Origin of the sequence: Pseudohalioglobus sediminis (assembly GCF_008370495.1) — a bacterium.
GTDB lineage: Bacteria > Pseudomonadota > Gammaproteobacteria > Pseudomonadales > Halieaceae > Halioglobus.
The window spans coordinates 57,915-74,033 of the sequence record NZ_VTUX01000011.1 but is presented as its reverse complement, the minus strand read 5'-3'; the positions used below and the strand labels follow the sequence as shown (position 1 = coordinate 74,033).

The 16,119-nt window shown below is 62.3% G+C and carries 17 protein-coding genes; 13 read left to right on the top strand and 4 right to left on the bottom strand.

Annotated elements, in window-relative coordinates:
- Nucleotides 1-48 precede the first annotated feature (48 nt).
- The gene (locus tag F0M18_RS19210; protein ID WP_149613085.1) at nucleotides 49-840 is read left to right on the top strand and encodes a PhzF family phenazine biosynthesis protein; all 792 of its coding nucleotides are present in this window, start codon (nucleotides 49-51) and stop codon (nucleotides 838-840) included.
- Here the strand turns inward: F0M18_RS19210 and bioA are convergent.
- Both bioA and F0M18_RS19200 read right to left on the bottom strand, forming a co-directional pair.
- Nucleotides 837-2,135, bottom strand: a complete 1,299-nt coding sequence (bioA, locus tag F0M18_RS19205) for an adenosylmethionine--8-amino-7-oxononanoate transaminase (protein ID WP_149613084.1) — start codon at nucleotides 2,133-2,135, stop codon at nucleotides 837-839. The two genes, F0M18_RS19210 and bioA, sit on opposite strands and share 4 nt — an antisense overlap.
- Complete coding sequence (locus F0M18_RS19200; protein WP_149613083.1) at nucleotides 2,132-2,770, bottom strand: arylesterase; 639 nt, start codon at nucleotides 2,768-2,770, stop codon at nucleotides 2,132-2,134. Before F0M18_RS19200 ends, bioA begins: the two co-directional genes overlap by 4 nt.
- Here F0M18_RS19200 and F0M18_RS19195 point away from each other — a divergent pair.
- The gene (locus F0M18_RS19195; RefSeq protein WP_149613082.1) at nucleotides 2,769-3,434 is read left to right on the top strand and encodes an ABC transporter ATP-binding protein; all 666 of its coding nucleotides are present in this window, start codon (nucleotides 2,769-2,771) and stop codon (nucleotides 3,432-3,434) included. The two genes, F0M18_RS19200 and F0M18_RS19195, sit on opposite strands and share 2 nt — an antisense overlap.
- A gap of 2 nt (nucleotides 3,435-3,436) precedes the next feature.
- Entirely contained in the window at nucleotides 3,437-5,914 is a 2,478-nt protein-coding gene (locus F0M18_RS19190; RefSeq protein ID WP_316839375.1) for an ABC transporter permease, read from the top strand.
- Nucleotides 5,915-5,934: 20 nt separating this feature from the next.
- Here the strand turns inward: F0M18_RS19190 and F0M18_RS19185 are convergent, their stop codons facing one another.
- Nucleotides 5,935-6,570, bottom strand: coding sequence for a TetR/AcrR family transcriptional regulator (locus F0M18_RS19185; RefSeq protein ID WP_149613081.1), 636 nt, complete (start codon nucleotides 6,568-6,570; stop codon nucleotides 5,935-5,937).
- Between the two features lie 149 nt (nucleotides 6,571-6,719).
- The gene (locus F0M18_RS19180) at nucleotides 6,720-7,700 is read right to left on the bottom strand and encodes a malate dehydrogenase (protein ID WP_149613080.1); all 981 of its coding nucleotides are present in this window, start codon (nucleotides 7,698-7,700) and stop codon (nucleotides 6,720-6,722) included.
- Nucleotides 7,701-8,173: 473 nt separating this feature from the next.
- Here F0M18_RS19180 and ttcA point away from each other — a divergent pair, with 473 nt between their 5' ends.
- From ttcA to ccmI, 10 genes are all read left to right on the top strand, one after another.
- On the top strand, nucleotides 8,174-9,019 hold the full coding sequence (ttcA, locus tag F0M18_RS19175) for a tRNA 2-thiocytidine(32) synthetase TtcA (RefSeq protein WP_149613079.1): 846 nt from the start codon (nucleotides 8,174-8,176) through the stop codon (nucleotides 9,017-9,019).
- Entirely contained in the window at nucleotides 9,016-9,633 is a 618-nt protein-coding gene (gene ccmA, locus F0M18_RS19170) for a cytochrome c biogenesis heme-transporting ATPase CcmA (RefSeq protein ID WP_316839423.1), read from the top strand. The genes ttcA and ccmA overlap by 4 nt, the downstream gene beginning before the upstream one ends.
- Nucleotides 9,630-10,316: a heme exporter protein CcmB gene (gene ccmB, locus F0M18_RS19165; protein WP_149613077.1), complete on the top strand. Its 687-nt coding sequence runs from the start codon at nucleotides 9,630-9,632 to the stop codon at nucleotides 10,314-10,316. The genes ccmA and ccmB overlap by 4 nt, the downstream gene beginning before the upstream one ends.
- A gap of 69 nt (nucleotides 10,317-10,385) precedes the next feature.
- Nucleotides 10,386-11,129 (top strand): heme ABC transporter permease, encoded by a 744-nt coding sequence (locus F0M18_RS19160; RefSeq protein ID WP_149613076.1) that lies wholly within the window; start codon nucleotides 10,386-10,388, stop codon nucleotides 11,127-11,129.
- Complete coding sequence (gene ccmD / locus F0M18_RS19155) at nucleotides 11,129-11,356, top strand: heme exporter protein CcmD (RefSeq protein WP_149613075.1); 228 nt, start codon at nucleotides 11,129-11,131, stop codon at nucleotides 11,354-11,356. Before F0M18_RS19160 ends, ccmD begins: the two co-directional genes overlap by 1 nt.
- Entirely contained in the window at nucleotides 11,340-11,789 is a 450-nt protein-coding gene (ccmE, locus tag F0M18_RS19150; protein ID WP_149613074.1) for a cytochrome c maturation protein CcmE, read from the top strand. The genes ccmD and ccmE overlap by 17 nt, the downstream gene beginning before the upstream one ends.
- A complete protein-coding gene (locus tag F0M18_RS19145) occupies nucleotides 11,786-13,762 on the top strand; it encodes a heme lyase CcmF/NrfE family subunit (RefSeq protein WP_149613073.1) in 1,977 nt (658 codons plus the stop codon). Before ccmE ends, F0M18_RS19145 begins: the two co-directional genes overlap by 4 nt.
- Complete coding sequence (locus F0M18_RS19140; protein ID WP_149613072.1) at nucleotides 13,752-14,291, top strand: DsbE family thiol:disulfide interchange protein; 540 nt, start codon at nucleotides 13,752-13,754, stop codon at nucleotides 14,289-14,291. Before F0M18_RS19145 ends, F0M18_RS19140 begins: the two co-directional genes overlap by 11 nt.
- Complete coding sequence (locus tag F0M18_RS19135) at nucleotides 14,288-14,782, top strand: cytochrome c-type biogenesis protein (RefSeq protein ID WP_149613071.1); 495 nt, start codon at nucleotides 14,288-14,290, stop codon at nucleotides 14,780-14,782. Before F0M18_RS19140 ends, F0M18_RS19135 begins: the two co-directional genes overlap by 4 nt.
- Nucleotides 14,779-16,047, top strand: coding sequence for a c-type cytochrome biogenesis protein CcmI (ccmI, locus tag F0M18_RS19130; RefSeq protein WP_149613070.1), 1,269 nt, complete (start codon nucleotides 14,779-14,781; stop codon nucleotides 16,045-16,047). The genes F0M18_RS19135 and ccmI overlap by 4 nt, the downstream gene beginning before the upstream one ends.
- Nucleotides 16,048-16,119 lie beyond the last annotated feature (72 nt).

The window sequence follows — 16,119 nt, the reverse complement described above, 5'->3', positions numbered from 1 at the left end:
CTACTATATTAGAGCGCCATGTCCGGTACAACGCAAAGGAGGGCCCTAATGGCCAAAATGCCGATTTATCAGGTGGATGCCTTCGCCGGCGCCGTGTTCGGCGGCAATCCGGCGGCCGTGGTATTGCTCGAAGACTGGCTGGATGTGTCCCTGTTACAGGCCATTGCCAGTGAAAACAATCTCTCCGAAACGGCTTTCCTCGTCCCGGTGGACGAGGGCTTTGAGCTGCGCTGGTTTACCCCGGCCGTGGAAGTAAACCTCTGCGGGCATGCCACCCTGGCCAGCGCCCATGTGCTCTTTGCCCACCGGGGGTACAGCAGTGACAGTATCTGTTTCCATACGCATTCCGGCGCACTGCATGTAACGCGCTCCGGGGATGCTTACACCCTGGATTTTCCTGCCTATGCGCTGGAAGAGACAGAGCTGGATTCCCGGGTAGCGGCCGCCCTGGGTGCGACCGCGTCGCAGGCGCTGCTGGTCGCTGGAGTACCCAAGCAGGTATACGTTTATGAATTCGAGGAAGATGTCGCTGCACTCGACCCGGACTTTCCCGCGCTGCTGGCCGCCACGGACCGCTGTGTGATTGCCACCGCCCCCGGGAATGAGTGCGACTTTGTGTCGCGGTTTTTTGGCCCCCAGGTAGGCGTCGATGAGGACCCGGTCACCGGTTCCGCTCACTGCGCCCTGGTGCCCTATTGGTCTGCACGCCTTGGGCAGGCACAGCTCAGTGCCCGGCAGATATCGGCGCGTGGCGGGTCAATACAATGCGAGCAACGCAACGGCCGTGTGCTCATGACAGGACAATGCCAGACCTTCATGCAGGGTGAGATTAGGTTTTAGTGTTCCAGTTTTGCAACCACATCGACCATGGCGGCGGTCAGTGTGGCCACGTCATCGCTCTGCATGACAAAAGGCGGCATGGCGTAGACGAGCTTGCCAAAGGGCCGCACCCACACGCCGCGCTCGACGAACATCGGAGTGACCTGGCGCAGGTCCACGCCCTGTTTCAGCTCGATCACCCCGATTGCGCCCAGCGTGCGCACTTCGCTCACCTGTTCGAGGTCGGCAGCGGGCGCCAGGCCTTCCTTCAATTCTGTGCCGAGTCGCTCCACGGTGCGTTGCCAGGGCTGCGATAACAGCAGTTCGATGCTGGCGATTGCCGTCGCGCAGGCCAGTGGATTCCCCATGAAGGTGGGGCCATGCATGAAGGCCCCGGCTTCCCCACCGCTGATGGTGCTTGCCAGGCGCTCAGTGCACAGGGTGGCCGCCAGGGTCATATAACCGCCGGTCAGGGATTTGCCGAGGCAAAGCAGATCCGGTTCCACCCCGGCATGTTCCAGTGCGAAGAGTTTACCGGTGCGTCCGAACCCGGTGGCGATCTCGTCGAAGATCAATAGCACCTCGAAGGCATCGCAGAGGGCGCGCAGCTTGCGCAGGTAATCCGGCGAGTAGAAACGCATGCCGCCAGCGCCCTGAACCACCGGTTCCAGGATGACCGCGGCGATCTCGCCATGGTGCCGGGATAGCAAATCGGTGATGTCATCGAGCTCTGATTCCGGGCAGTCCGCATCAAAATCGCACTCGGGTGCCGGCACGAAGAACTGTTTTGCCAGCACATCACCGAACAGGTGATGCATGCCGGTAACCGGGTCGCACACTGACATGGCGCCAAAGGTATCGCCGTGATAGCCGCTGCGCAGGGCCACCATCTTGCGCTTGCCGGGCTCGCCCCTGGCCTGCCAGTACTGCACGGCCATTTTCAGCGCCACTTCCACGGCCACGGAACCGGAGTCGCTGAAAAACACCCGCGTCAGTGAATCCGGGGTCAGGTCACACAATATGCGGGCCAGCTTGACTGCGGCCGGGTGCGTCAGGCCGCCAAACATGACATGTGCCATGTCTTCCAGCTGCGCGCGCACGGCGCGATTCATCACCGGGTGATTGTAGCCGTGGATGGCACACCACCACGATGCCATGCCGTCGATGAGTTGCCGGCCATCGGCCAGGTTCAGGCGCACGCCCTCGGCTGAGGTGACCGGGACGATCACGCCGGGGTCGGTAGCGGAGGCGTAGGGATGCCAGATGTGGGCGCGATCATCTGCCAGCAGCGCATCCCATTGCGAGGGTGTGCTCATTGCAAGGCCTCCTCAATGCTGGGCAGCACATTCAACAGCATCGCTTCCTGGGCTTCCGCGCGCGGGTGAATACCGTCTTCCTGCATCAATTCAGGCACGGTGGCGATACCGTCGAGTATGAAAGGCGCAAGAATGCCACCGGTGGCGCTGGCAACCTCGGCGAAGCTGTCGCGAAAGCCGGCGGTATACCGGGTGCCGTAATTAGGCGGAATTTCCATGGGTACGATAACAACGCGCGCGCCCGCATCCCCCGCCAGGGATGACAGTTGCGTCAGGTTTTGCCGCAGCGAGGGAATCGGAAATCCGCGCAGCCCGTCGTTGCCGCCGACTTCTATCAACACTACCGCCGGTTGATGTTCCGCAAGCAGTCCGGGCAGGCGGCGCAGGGCGCCCCCCGTGGTTTCACCACTGATGCTGGCGTTGATTACGGCTACCGGGGGCTGCCGCTCCGCCAGTTGTCGCTCCAACATGGCCACCCAGCCTTCTTCCAGCGACATACCGTAGGCGGCACTGATACTATCGCCCAGCACCAGGAGTTTCGACACGGCGCTGGCCTGCGCAGGCAGCGCCAGGGAAAGAGCAAGTAAACCGAGCGCCAGCGCCGGACGTAGGAAGTGGTAAAGGAATCGCTGCATGATAAGAGCTGAAAATCTCCAGAAACGTGTCCCCATGGCCGGGGGCGAGCTGGAAATACTGAAAGGGATCTCGCTGGAAATCAAGTCGGGAGAAACGGTAGCCATCGTCGGGGCGTCGGGATCTGGCAAATCCACCCTGCTGGGCCTGCTCGCCGGGCTGGACGAAGGCAGCGGCGGGCGGGTCGTTATCGGTGATACCGACCTGAGCCAGCTTGACGAGGACGGTCGGGCAGTATTTCGCGGCCGTGAGGTGGGTTTCGTATTCCAGTCATTCCAGCTGCTGCCGGCTCTCACCGCGCTGGAAAATGTCATGCTGCCACTGGAACTGAAGGGGCAGGGTGACGCCCGGGAGCAGGCCAGCCACTACCTTGAGCGGGTGGAGCTGTCCGCTCGCACCAGCCATTACCCGCGACAGTTATCCGGGGGTGAGCAGCAGCGTGTCGCGATAGCCCGCGCCTTTGCCGCCCGGCCAGCAATCCTGTTTGCCGATGAACCCACGGGGAACCTGGATACGCGAACAGGGGCCCATATCATCGATCTGCTGTTCGAGCTAAACCAGCAGGAGGGCACTACGCTGGTGTTGGTTACCCACGATCTACAGCTGGCGCAGCGCTGCCAGCGGCGTCTGGTGCTGGAAGCCGGCGAACTGGTAGAGGGCGACTGAGGGTGTCGGTAACAGCAACGAGGATGCTGGCGCGCGACTGGCGCGGCGGTGAGCTGGGCGTACTGGTGATGGCCCTGATTCTCGCCGTGGGTGTCGTGTCCGGCATCAGTGCTTTCACCACCCGCTTGCAGAACGCACTGGAGATGGAAAGCCACCGCTTTCTTGCCGCCGACGCCGTGGTGCGCAGTGGGCGGGAGATGCCCGCCCAGTGGCTGCAGGAAGCGGGCACGGCGGGCCTCGACGTGGCCACGACCCTGACCTTCCCGTCCATGGTCTACGCCGGCGAGGATGCCATGCAACTGGCCTCTATCAAGGCAGTATCAGATGCTTATCCCCTGCGCGGGGAACTCAAATTCAGCGCCGAACCTTTTGCCGCGCCGAGCGTGGTGGCGTCGGGGCCGGGTCGCGGCGAAGTGTGGCTGGATTCGCGCCTGTTCCCACTGCTTGACGTGGCGGTGGGTGAATTGGTGCAGGTCGGCGAGGCGCAGCTGACGGTTCGCGGCGCGGTACGGGGCGAACCGGACCAGGCTGCCGGCATGTTTGGTTACGGGCCACGTCTGTTGATGCATTACGATGATATCGCCGCGACCCGGGTGATCCAGCCCGGCAGTCGGGTCGAGTTCCGGCAGCTGTATGCCGGTGACAGCGAGCTGGTGGCTGAGTTTATGGCACAGCTGAAGCCGAGGCTTGCGCCCGGGCAGCGCCTGCTGGACGTGAGCGATGGCCAGCCCGGTATCAGCCGGGCGCTTGAGCGCGCGGAACGCTTTCTGCTCCTCGCGGGAAGCCTGGGTGTGGTGCTGGCCGGTGTTGCCATTGCGCTGGCTGCACGGCGCTTCAGTGAGCGCCACAACGATTACGTGGCGGTCATGAAAAGCCTGGGGGCGACCTCGAGCGCCATCAATTACCTTTATGGTAAGAGCCTGTTGTTACTGGGCGCGCTGGCAACAGCCGCCGGCTGCCTGCTTGGCTGGGCCATCCAGGCACTGTTCTTTACCTTGTTTGCCGAGCAGTTACCGGTGCAGCCGGGGCCCAGTGGCGCGCAACCCTACCTGGTAGGCAGTGCCACGGCGATGGTCTGCCTGCTGAGCTTTGCCTGGCCGCCACTGCGCAGGCTGGGGCAGGCCAGCCCCCTGCGGGTGTTGCGCAAGGACATACCGCTGCTGACGCGAAAGAGCGCCTGGGACTATCTTTTCGGCCTGGTCGCCGTATCGCTGCTGATGCTGTGGTACAGCGGTGACTGGCGCCTGACCATGGCGCTCCTGGCGGGGCTGCTGGTTACCGTGGGATTAGGTTTTGTACTTGCCATGACCCTGCTCAAAGGTGGTCGCCTGGTGGGCATGAGTGCCGGCAGCATCTGGCGACTGGCGCTGGCGGGCCTGCAGCGCCGGGGTGCGGCCAATGCCCTGCAGGTTGTCATCTTTGCCATGGCGATCATGCTGCTGCTGGTGTTGGTGCTGGTGCGAACTTCCCTGGTCGATGAGTGGCAGACCCAGCTGCCGGCAGATGCCCCTAACCACTTCATGATCAACATCGGTCCCGGCGAGGTGCAATCGGTTGACCAGCTGCTGCGTGAGGAAAATATCCGCAGCGAGGCGCTATACCCGATGATCCGCGGTCGCGTGATGGCGGTGAACGGCGTCGACCTGCCGTCGCCGGAGGAGGCCGAGATGGATGGGCCGCGCCAGCGTGAGACCAACTTCACCTGGTCAGATACCCTGCCCACGGGCAACGAACTGGTTGCAGGGGAATGGTGGCAGCCGGACACGGATGCTGCCGTGGTCTCGCTGGAAGAGGAGTTTGCCCAACGCATGGGTATCGAAGTGGGTGACACGCTGTCCATGCTGGTCGGGGCAAGGCCGCTGGAAGCGACGGTCAGCAGCCTGAGAAGCCTCGATTGGCAGTCAATGCGGCCCAACTTCTTCATGGTGTTCCCGCCGCAGGTGCTGGCCAGTTATCCCGCCACGTTTATGACCAGCTTTCATCTCGAGCCCGATAACAAGGTATTCCTGAACCATTTCATACGTGAGTACCCCACGGTAACGGTGATCGAGATGGACCTGGTCATCGATCAGATCAGGGGCATTATTGAACAGGTGTCGGCGGCCATAGAGCTGGTACTGGCAGTGATTCTCGCCACCGGGGCGCTGGTATTGATTGCCGGAGTGCAGGCCAGTGTCGACGAACGACTCCATGAGAGCTCGATACTGCGCGCATTGGGCGCGCGCCGCCGGCTGATACTCGGTGGCCTGCTGATCGAATTCGCGGCGCTGGGACTGTTTGCCGGGTTGCTGGCAACCGCGGCGGCGGAGCTCTCGGTGGCCATTTTGCAAACCTGGGCCATGGACATGCAGTATGCGCCGTCGCCCTGGTTGTGGCCGCTCGGCCTGGGCGCAGGAATGGTGCTGATAGCGGGGCTGGGCGTGTTCAGCTGCCGTCGCGTGGTGTCACATCCGCCGGTCGCTGTGCTGCGTGAACTGTAACGCGGCCGCGATGCCCGCGGTCAGTCCCGCGGGCTGCTGATCCCTGCCAGGAAGGTGCGCACACCCAGTTCGACCTGTTTATGCAGGTCGATGTAGCGCTCGAACAGTTCCGGCGTATCGATACGCAGCGTCGCCAGGCCGTAAATGCCGGACCAGCCGGCATTGGTCAGGTAGATCACGTCTTCGTCAGTGTGATAACGACCCTGGTCGATACCCAGTTGCAGTATTTCCTGTACCAGGTGCAACGTTTCCCGGCTCGCTTCGCGTAATTCGGGGTGGCGCGCCGCGGGCTGTACCGCCGGGCCAAACATCAGTTTGAAAAGCTGTGGGTTTTCTGCCGCGTAATCCACGTAGGCATGGGCCACGGCGGCCATCTGTTCATCCGGATTGGCGCCGGCATTCCCCATTGCCTTGCGCAGGGCCGCGTAAAGTTCGCGATAGCCCCTTGTGGCCATCGCGGCGAGGAGTTCGCTCTTGTCGGCGAAGTGCCTGTAGGGCGCGGTCTGGGATACGCCGATCGCTCGCGCGAGGGCGCGCAGGCTCAGCTCCTCGGCGCCATTGTTACGCAGTTGTTCAACGGCAGTGTCCAGCAGTTCCGCGCGCAGGTTGCCGTGATGATAGGCCTTCGGGGTGGTTGCTTCGTCAGTATTATTCATATTCATGCATTAGAGCAGTATTCGGCTTGCAGGTCCACGTCGGCCGCCCGCTCGCGCCGCGAGCTGCGGCACACAGCAGGTGGTACCTGTCGGGACATAAAAAAACGCCGGCAGGGCCGGCGCTTTTTCGGTGGTTACGAAGCTCAGGATCAGGGCAGCAGGTGCTGGACCGCGTCGCGCTCTTCACTCAGCTCCTGTTCAGTGGCTGCCATCTTGGCCTGGCTGAATTCGCCAATCTCGACACCCTGGACAATACTCCAGTCGCCGTTCTGGCAGCGGCACGGGAACGAGTAGATCAGGCCTTCGGTAATGCCGTAGGAGCCATCGGAGTATACGCCCATGGATACCCAGTCATCGCCCTCGGTGCCCAGCGCCCAGGAACGCATGTGATCGATCGCAGCATTGGCGGCAGAGGCGGCTGAAGAGGCGCCGCGGGCCTTGATGATGGCGGCACCGCGCTGCTGTACCACGGGGATGAATTCACCTTCATACCACTCCTGGTCCACCAGGCTGATGGCGCTCTCGCCGCTGACCTTGCAGTTGAACAGGTCGGGATACTGGGTGGCGGAATGGTTGCCCCAGATCGTCATGTTGGTGACGTCGTTTACGGTCTTGCCGGTTTTCTGGGCGATCTGGGTCATGGCGCGGTTGTGGTCAAGGCGCGTCATGGCGGTGAAGTTGCGCGGGTCAATATCTGGCGCATTGCGCTGGGCGATCAGGGCGTTGGTATTGGCCGGGTTGCCGACAACCAGCACCTTGATGTTCTTGCTGGCGTTGTCGTTGATGGCCTTGCCCTGCACGGAGAAGATCGCCGCATTGGCCTCAAGCAGATCCTTGCGCTCCATGCCGGGACCGCGGGGGCGGGCACCCACCAGCAGGGCGTAATCGGTATCCTTGAAGCCGACGTTGGGGTCGTCGGTACAGACGATGTCGTTCAGCAGGGGGAAGGCGCAGTCTTCCAGCTCCATCTTCACACCCTGGAGTGCGTCCATCGCCGGCGTGATATCCAGCAGCTGCAGAATCACGGGCTGGTCTTCGCCGAGCATGGCGCCGGAAGCAATACGGAAAAGCAACGCATAGCCAATCTGGCCCGCGGCGCCGGTTACGGTCACTCGTACAGGTGTTTTCATCTCGATGGGTTCCTCGTAGACGGTTTTTGGTGGGATCGTTTCGGGGCGCACATTTTGGTTGTATTCCACACGAAATACAAGGGAGCTTCGACTATGGTCGGCATGGGTATCGAAAATGGCTTGGCGGCGCGTTATTAAAGATTGTCAGACTGTCGTTTGGCGCATCGGTCCGTGAACGGGCTTACGGCCGCATCGGGCAGTGCGTCGACAAAACAATCAGGCCACCGCTTTTTGCGCAGCGGATTTTCCAGTGGCTGTCCGTCGGGGATGTCTGAGGTCTGGGAGCGGTTGCGCGCAGCAACCGCTGACCGAGTTACGCGACGGGCTGGAAAATCAGCGTAGCTTGTGGCCGTTTTGGCGTGCTGGCCCCGACGGCGGCCGGATTACCGGGAACGAAAGCGCCCGCACTGCTGGACTGGAGCACTGGCTAACCAGTAAAATGCGCGCCAAATCAAGCACTAACGGCAAACATCGTGCACCAGCTGTCACGCAAGGAAAAAACCGAGTTCAACAAGCTGCAGAAACGTCTGCGGCGCAACGTGGGTAACGCCATCGTCGATTACAACATGATCGAGGAGGGCGACAAGGTCATGGTGTGCCTCTCCGGCGGTAAGGACTCCTACGGCATGCTGGACATCCTGCTCAACCTGCGGCATTCCGCTCCCGTCAGTTTTGAGCTGGTGGCGGTCAATCTTGACCAGAAACAGCCCGGTTTTCCTGAACACGTGTTGCCCGAGTACCTCGAGGGCCTGGGTGTGCCGTATTACATCCTGGAAAAAGATACCTACAGCATCGTCAAGGAAGTGGTGCCGGAGGGGAAGACTACCTGTGGCCTGTGTTCGCGCCTGCGCCGGGGCAGCCTGTACGGTTTTGCCCAGGACATCGGCGCCAGCAAGATCGCGCTCGGGCACCATCGCGACGATATTGTCGAGACCCTGTTCCTGAACATGTTCTTTGGTGGCAGCCTCAAGGCCATGCCGCCCAAGCTGCTATCCGACGACAAGCGCAACGTGGTGATCAGGCCGCTGGCCTACTGCAAGGAAAAGGACCTGGCTCGATACGCCCAGTACAAGGCCTTTCCGATTATCCCCTGCAACCTGTGTGGCTCACAGGAGAACCTGCAGCGCGTCCAGGTCAAAAAGATGCTTGCCCAGTGGGAGCGCGAATACCCGGGGCGCACCGAGACGATCTTTCGCAGTATCCGCAACGTGGCGCCGTCCCAGCTTGCGGATCGAGAGTTGTTTGACTTCAGCAACCTGCGCGCCGAGCAGGTGGATACTGACCTGCACATACCCGTCGTGAACGTGGTGAACCTCTGACCGATCACGCTCACAGCGAAGCCCTGCTGGTCGCAGATGCGCTGTCGCTGGAACGCGGCGGGCGACAGCTCTTCGACGGACTCAGCTTTCGCATTCATGCGCGGCAAATCGTGCGTATCGAGGGCGAAAACGGCGCCGGTAAGACCAGTCTCATCCGCATCCTCTCCGGCCTCTCGCGCTATGGTTTCCGGGGCACTGTGAGCCGGCATGCGCCGATGCTTTATCTCGGGCACCACAGTGCGGTCAAGGCCCTGCTGACGCCGCGCGAGAACCTGGCCTGGCATGTTGCCGGAGAGAGCCGCTACAGCGAGGAGCAGATCGACGACGCGCTGGCCCGCGTGGGCCTGTTTGGCTATGAAGATGTGCCCAGCCATGCGCTCTCCGCCGGACAGCATCGCCGGGTCAACCTGGCCCGGCTGTACCTTTCTACCAGTCCCCTGTGGATACTCGATGAACCCTACACCGCGATCGATGTGCAGGGCGTCCGCGAACTGGAGGCGCTGTTCGCCAGGCACGTTGCAGCGGGCGGTGCCGTGGTACTGACTTCACACCAGTCGCTGGCCATTGATCACCCGGTACACAGCCTGGACCTCAGCCTGGGAATCCGCACATGAGCGCGCCCTCGGTGCCGGCATTCTGTATGCGTCTTTTGCGCCGCCAGCTGGTGCTGGCGGTGCGCCGACCGGTGGAGATAGGTAACCCCCTGCTATTCTTTGCCATGGTAGTGGCGCTGTTTCCGCTCGGTCTTGGCCCGGCCCCGGACCGGCTGGCAGATTTCGCTCCGGGAATACTGTGGATCATCGCCTTGCTCTCGAATCTGCTGACCTCGGATGCCGTATTCCGCAGTGATTTTGATGATGGCAGCCTCGAACAGTTGCTGCTTTCACCCCAGCCCCTGTATTTTTCCGTGTTCGCCTACGTCTGCGCTCACTGGCTGGTGACCGGCCTGTTGCTGGCGCTGGTGTCACCCGTGTTCGCGCTGATGCTGAACCTGCCGGTAGCGGGGATCGCGGCGCTGTTCTTCAGCCTGCTGCTGGGTACCGCCGTGCTCAGCCTGGTGGGGGGCATAGGCGCCGCACTCACCGTGGGCCTGAAGCGTGGCGGCATGCTGATTTCGCTGCTGATCCTGCCCCTGTATATGCCCGTATTAATCTTCGGCACGGCGGCGGTCAAGGCCGCCGTGGACGGCGCACCGGCGGGGCCCTACCTCGCCATTCTTGGCGCCATGTTATCGCTGGCGATTGCCCTGGCGCCGATTGCCACCGCCGCCGGATTGAGGATAAGTGTAGATGCCTGATACTGGCCCAATAGCCCCACGTTGCTACCGGTTGTTCGCAACCGGGGCCCCTGTATAATTGCCGCCGCTATGTGGACCTTCTTCCATAAACTCGGCTCTCCCCCCTGGCTGTATGGTATCTCCGGATCCATCCTCCGTTACCTGTTGCCGCTGACGCTACTGGGGCTTGTGGTCGGCGCGGTCTGGGGCCTGCTGTACACCTCACCTGATTTTCGCCAGGGCAACAGCTACCGCATTATCTATATACACGTGCCCTCAGCCGTGGTGGCACTGGCTGGCTATTACGTGATGGCAACAGCCGGCGCGGTGAGCCTGATCTGGAAAATGAAAATGGCGGATATCGCCATGAAGTCCTGCGCGCCCATCGGTGCCGCGTTGACGTTTGTCGCGCTGGTAACGGGTGCCATCTGGGGCAAGCCGACCTGGGGCACCTGGTGGGTCTGGGATGCGCGTATCACCTCCATGCTGATACTGCTGTTCCTGTACCTCGGTGTGATTGCGCTGTACGAGGCCTACGACAACAAGGAAGCCGCAAGCAAGGCCTGCGCCGTATTGAGCCTGGTGGGTACCGTAAATATCCCCATCATCTACAAGTCCGTGGACTGGTGGTACAGCCTGCACCAGCCAGCATCCATCAAGTTCACCGGTGAATCGACGATACACCCGAGCATGCTCTATCCGCTGCTGCTGATGATCATTTGCTTTTACGCCCTGTTCACCTGCGCGCTGCTTATGAACATGCGCAGCGAGATCCTGTCGCGCGAGCGCCGCACCAAGTGGGTGCGGAAACTGGCCGCGGGGGAGGGCAACTGATGTATTTCGACAGCCTGGAAGCGCTGCTGTATATGGATGGCCACGGTGGCTTCGTATGGGCTGCCTATGCCATAACCCTGGTCGTCATCGTGGCCTTGCTGATCGCCCCGCGGAGGCGCCAGAAAAAGCTGCTGGCGCAGCTGGCCGGGGAACTTCGCCGCGAGCGCGGCGCTCCAAGTCATAGTCCCACTGCCGTAGAAGGGGATACTCATGCATCCGGTTCGTAAACAACGCCTGTACCTGGTTCTTTTTATTATCGTCTTTTCCAGCGCCGCCATAGGCCTGGTAGCGTATGCCATGCGTGGCAATATAAACCTGTTCTACCCACCCGCGGAAGTGGCCCAGGGCAACGCGCCCGTGGGCCAGGCTATTCGCGTAGGTGGCATGGTGGCCGAAGGCAGTGTGCAGCGGGCCGACGATAGTCTCGAGGTGCGCTTTATGCTCACCGACTTCGAAGCCTCGGTGCCGGTGGTTTATGAGGGCATCCTTCCGGACCTGTTTGACGAGGGGCAGGGCGCTGTGGCCTCGGGCAAGCTGGGTGAGGACGGCGTGCTGGTGGCGAGCGAGGTGCTGGCCAAACACGATGAAAACTACATGCCACCGGAAGTGCTGGAGGCCCTGGAGCAATCCGGCTACGACCATAAAGGGGTGAAGCAATGATTCCCGAGATGGGGCACTTTGCCCTGATAATCGGCCTCGCACTCGCCCTGCTGCTGGCTATCGTGCCGGCATGGGGCGCCTGGCAACGCAACTCGCACGCCATGGCCCTGGCTCCCAGGCTGGCCATTGGGCAACTGGTGTTTGTTGGCATCAGCTTTGTCTGCCTCGCCACTGCTTTCCTGCAGGACGACTTTTCCGTGGCGGTGGTGGCGAATAACAGCAACTCCCTGTTGCCGGCGATTTACAAGTTCTCCGCCCTCTGGGGCAACCATGAAGGCTCGCTGCTGCTGTGGTCTCTGATCCTGTGCCTGTGGACAGCAGCCGTGGCGCTGTTCAGTCCGCAGCTGCCGCTGCTGGTGCTGTCGCGAGTGCTGGCGGTGATGGGCGCCGTGGGTGTTGGCTTCCTGTCCTTCTCGCTGTTCACCTCCAACCCCTTTGCCAGGTTGTTGCCAAGCGTCCCGGCTGACGGCAATGACCTCAACCCGTTGTTACAGGATCCCGGGCTGATTATTCACCCGCCGCTGCTGTACATGGGCTATGTCGGCTTTTCTGTGGCCTTCGCCTTCGCTATCGCCGCGCTCCTCGGCGGGCGCCTGGACGCCTCCTGGGCGCGCTGGTCACGCCCGTGGACCAACGTGGCGTGGGCGTTCCTGACCCTGGGGATCATGCTGGGTAGCTGGTGGGCCTACTATGAGCTGGGCTGGGGGGGCTGGTGGTTCTGGGACCCGGTGGAAAATGCTTCCTTTATGCCGTGGCTGGCGGGTACCGCGCTCATCCATTCCCTGGCCGTGACCGAAAAGCGGGGTCTGTTCAAGAGCTGGACCGTGCTGCTGGCGATATTCGCGTTCTCACTGAGTCTGCTGGGTACCTTCCTGGTACGCTCCGGCGTGCTGACCTCGGTGCACGCCTTCGCCACGGATCCCGCGCGGGGTATGTTTATCCTGGTGTTCCTGGCCATCGTGGTGGGGGGGTCGCTGACGCTGTACGCCCTGCGTGCGCCCGCCGTGAGCAGTCGCGTCAGTTTTTCCTGGGTATCGCGCGAGTCCCTGCTGTTGTTCAACAACATCGTCTTCCTGGTGTCCACCCTGACCGTGTTGTTCGGCACCCTGTTCCCCTTGATCGTGGACGCCCTGGGCATGGGCAAGGTGTCAGTCGGACCGCCGTATTTCAACGCCGTATTCGTGCCCTTGATGGCGCTACTGGCGCCGTTGATGGGCTTCGGTCCGGTTTCGCGCTGGAAGCGCGACGACACCCAGCGCTGGAAAGCGGAACTGATGCTGCCCGGCATCGCTGCCGTGGTTTGTGCAGCGACCCTGCCGCTACTGGGCGCCGACTACAACCTTTGGGTGGCGCTGGCCGTGCTGCTGGCCGCCTGGCTGGTATTCGGGCTACTGCGGGATATCTGGTTCCGCATCGGCGGGATCTCGGGTTTCCCCCGCAAACTCGGTCGGCTTACGCCGAGCTACTGGGGTATGGTGATGGCACACCTGGGCTTTGCCGCCTGTATTATCGGTGTTGTCGCCACCAGCCAGTATTCCATCGAGCACGACCTGAAAATGTCCCCGGGCGATACCGATACCGTGGCCGGATACGAGTTTCGTTTCCTTGAGGTGGCCCAGGTGCGCGGCCCCAACTTCGTGGCCGATGAATCGCGCTTCGAAGTGACCCGTGACGGGGAGGTGGTGGCCAACCTCGCGCCGCAGAAGCGGCGCTACCTGGCGGGCGGATCGGTAATGACTGAGGCCGCGATTGATGCCGGCCTGTTCCGCGACCTGTTCGTGGCCATGGGTGAGCCGATAGGTGAGGAAGGCGCCTGGGCGATCCGCCTGCATTACAAGCCGATGGTGCGCTGGATGTGGCTGGGTGCCATATTCATGGCGGTTGGCGGGCTGACCACGGCCCTGGATAAGCGCTACCGGCGCCAGCGCAGCCGCGCTGCCACCGCGGCGCGCGAGGTGCAGTATGCCAGCTAGGTTAAAGCTGTTCCTGCCCCTGATCCTGTTCGGCGTGCTGGCGCTGTTCCTGATGCGCGGCCTGTCACTGGACCCCAAGGAGTTGCCCTCGGCATTAATCGACAAGCCGTTCCCGGCCTTTACCTTGCCGGCTCTGGGTAGCGACGAGACCCTTGATCGGCAGGCGGTGACCGGCGAGGTGGCCCTGTTCAACGTATGGGCGACCTGGTGTGTTTCCTGCCGTGTTGAGCACCCCTACCTGACGGAACTGGCGCAGCAGGGCGTGGCCATTTACGGTATCAATTACAAGGACGAAGACGCAGCGGCCTTGCGCTGGTTGCAGCAACTGGGCGATCCCTACATCGCCAATATTGCCGACCGTGAGGGCACGCTGGGCCTGGACCTCGGCGTGTACGGCGCACCGGAAACCTACCTGGTCGATGCCGAGGGCGTCGTGCGTTACCGGCACGTTGGCGTCGTGGATGAGCGCGTGTGGACTACGGTGCTGCAGCCCATTTATGTGCAGCTGCAAGGCGGGGAAAGAGGATGATGCGTCAGGCGCTGCTCGTTTCCCTGCTGCTTGCCGCCGTGCTGGCGGCTGCCCCCTCCAGGGCGGTAATAGAGACCTACGAGTTCACCGAGCCTGAGCTGGAAGAGCGCTACCAGGAACTCAGTGCCGAACTGCGCTGCCCCAAGTGCCAGAACCAGAATATCGCCGACTCCAATGCCCCCATTTCCCAGGACCTGCGCAAGCTGCTGCACCAGCAACTGGAACAGGGCGCCAGCGATGAAGAGATACGACAGTACATGGTGGACCGTTACGGCGAATTCGTTCGCTACCGGCCGCGCTTCAGCGGTGCCACCGCGTTGCTGTGGCTGGCGCCGATCATACTGCTGATCCTCGGTGTCGTAATCGCCATGGTGACGCTGCGCGACCGTCGCCAGCCCGGCGCTACGGAGGGCGCTGCTTCCGCGAGTGAATTGACCGATGCAGAACAACAGCGTCTGCGGGAATTGATGAAAAAGGCCGATAGCGAATGACCCTGTTTTTAAGCGTATGCGCCCTGTTGCTGGCGTTAAGCGGCCTGTTTTACCTGCTGCCACCGAAGCGGCGTGACGGCACGACCGATGAAGACCTCGAGCGCGCCAACCTGGAATGGTACCGCCTGCGTCAGCAGGAACTCGCTGAGGAGGGCAACGATTCGCTGGCGGCAGATGCTCAACTGAGGCTGCTCGAGGACGAACAGGTGCCGGCGAAAAGCAATGCCGGCGGCGGCAGCCAGCGCTTTGCGGCCTGGATTCTGCTGCCAGTAGTAGTGCTGTTCAGCGTAGTGGTGTATTTCCAGCTCGGTGGTGCCCGCGACGTGATCATCGCCCGGGAACTGCAGGCGCTGGATGAAAACAGCACCGCCGAGGACATGGACGCCCTGATGCTGGCGATCGAGAAGCGGTCACAGCAGCGCCCCGATAACCTTCACTACGTGGCCATGCTGGGGCGCTTCTACATGGGCGCACAGGACTACACCCGTGCTGCAGAGACTTACGATGAGCTGATTCAGGCGGTGCCGGAAGATGCGGCGGCGCTGGCCTATGCTGCCCAGGCGCGCTATCTCGCTGCCGGCCGTGTGCTGGATGACAGTGCCAGGCTGCGGGCAGAACAGGCGCTTGCCATTGACCCACATCAGCGCACGGCGCTGGGCCTGCTGGGAATGGCCTCTTACGAACAGGGCCAGTACCGGGCGGCCATCGAGTACTGGCAACGGCTGCTGGCAGTAGAGCCGCCGGGCTCCGAAACCCGGCGCATGATCAGCGGTATCATCGACAGCGCGCGTGAAAAACTCGGTGACGCTGCGGCAGCCGTCGCTGCGCCAGCCGTCGCTGCGGCAGCCGACGCTGCGCCGGCCGCCAGCGTGGCCGCCAATGAGCCGCCCGGCACCGATGCAGCGACGTCGCCTGGCGTGACGGTGTCGGTCTCGCTGCCCGAAGGTGCCAGCGTTGCAGCCTCTGATACTGTATTTGTGCTGGCGCGCCATGCCGATAGCGATAGCCGTATGCCCATAGCGGTGCAGCGCTTGCGCGGGGCCGATCTGCCTGCAACCTTGCGCCTCGACGACAGTCACTCCATGGCGGGGCAGAAGCTCTCCACAGCGGAATCGGTGCTGGTGGTGGTGCAGGTGTCGCCCGAGGGGCGCCCTGGTGAAGCCAACGCCACCTGGCTTGGTCGCGCCGGCCCGCTGGTGCCCGACAGCTCCGAAACAGCCGTGACGATCGTGCTCAAGGCCGCTGACGGGGCTAGCAAAAGCTAAATTTCGCGCTTTTTTTGGTCGGGGCATAGTGTTGCCTGATTAAAGTCTATACACTACATCTTGTGGTCCCGG

Coding starts and splice junctions, on each gene's coding strand:
- ccmD (WP_149613075.1), top strand. CDS start 11,129: ATGTATTTCGACAGCCTGGAAGCGCTGCTGTATATGGATGGCCACGGT.
- bioA (WP_149613084.1), bottom strand. CDS start 2,135: ATGAGCACACCCTCGCAATGGGATGCGCTGCTGGCAGATGATCGCGCC.
- F0M18_RS19140 (WP_149613072.1), top strand. CDS start 13,752: ATGCCAGCTAGGTTAAAGCTGTTCCTGCCCCTGATCCTGTTCGGCGTG.
- F0M18_RS19195 (WP_149613082.1), top strand. CDS start 2,769: ATGATAAGAGCTGAAAATCTCCAGAAACGTGTCCCCATGGCCGGGGGC.
- ccmI (WP_149613070.1), top strand. CDS start 14,779: ATGACCCTGTTTTTAAGCGTATGCGCCCTGTTGCTGGCGTTAAGCGGC.
- ccmB (WP_149613077.1), top strand. CDS start 9,630: ATGAGCGCGCCCTCGGTGCCGGCATTCTGTATGCGTCTTTTGCGCCGC.
- F0M18_RS19180 (WP_149613080.1), bottom strand. CDS start 7,700: ATGAAAACACCTGTACGAGTGACCGTAACCGGCGCCGCGGGCCAGATT.
- F0M18_RS19210 (WP_149613085.1), top strand. CDS start 49: ATGGCCAAAATGCCGATTTATCAGGTGGATGCCTTCGCCGGCGCCGTG.
- F0M18_RS19200 (WP_149613083.1), bottom strand. CDS start 2,770: ATGCAGCGATTCCTTTACCACTTCCTACGTCCGGCGCTGGCGCTCGGT.
- F0M18_RS19160 (WP_149613076.1), top strand. CDS start 10,386: ATGTGGACCTTCTTCCATAAACTCGGCTCTCCCCCCTGGCTGTATGGT.
- F0M18_RS19135 (WP_149613071.1), top strand. CDS start 14,288: ATGATGCGTCAGGCGCTGCTCGTTTCCCTGCTGCTTGCCGCCGTGCTG.
- ccmE (WP_149613074.1), top strand. CDS start 11,340: ATGCATCCGGTTCGTAAACAACGCCTGTACCTGGTTCTTTTTATTATC.
- F0M18_RS19145 (WP_149613073.1), top strand. CDS start 11,786: ATGATTCCCGAGATGGGGCACTTTGCCCTGATAATCGGCCTCGCACTC.
- F0M18_RS19185 (WP_149613081.1), bottom strand. CDS start 6,570: ATGAATAATACTGACGAAGCAACCACCCCGAAGGCCTATCATCACGGC.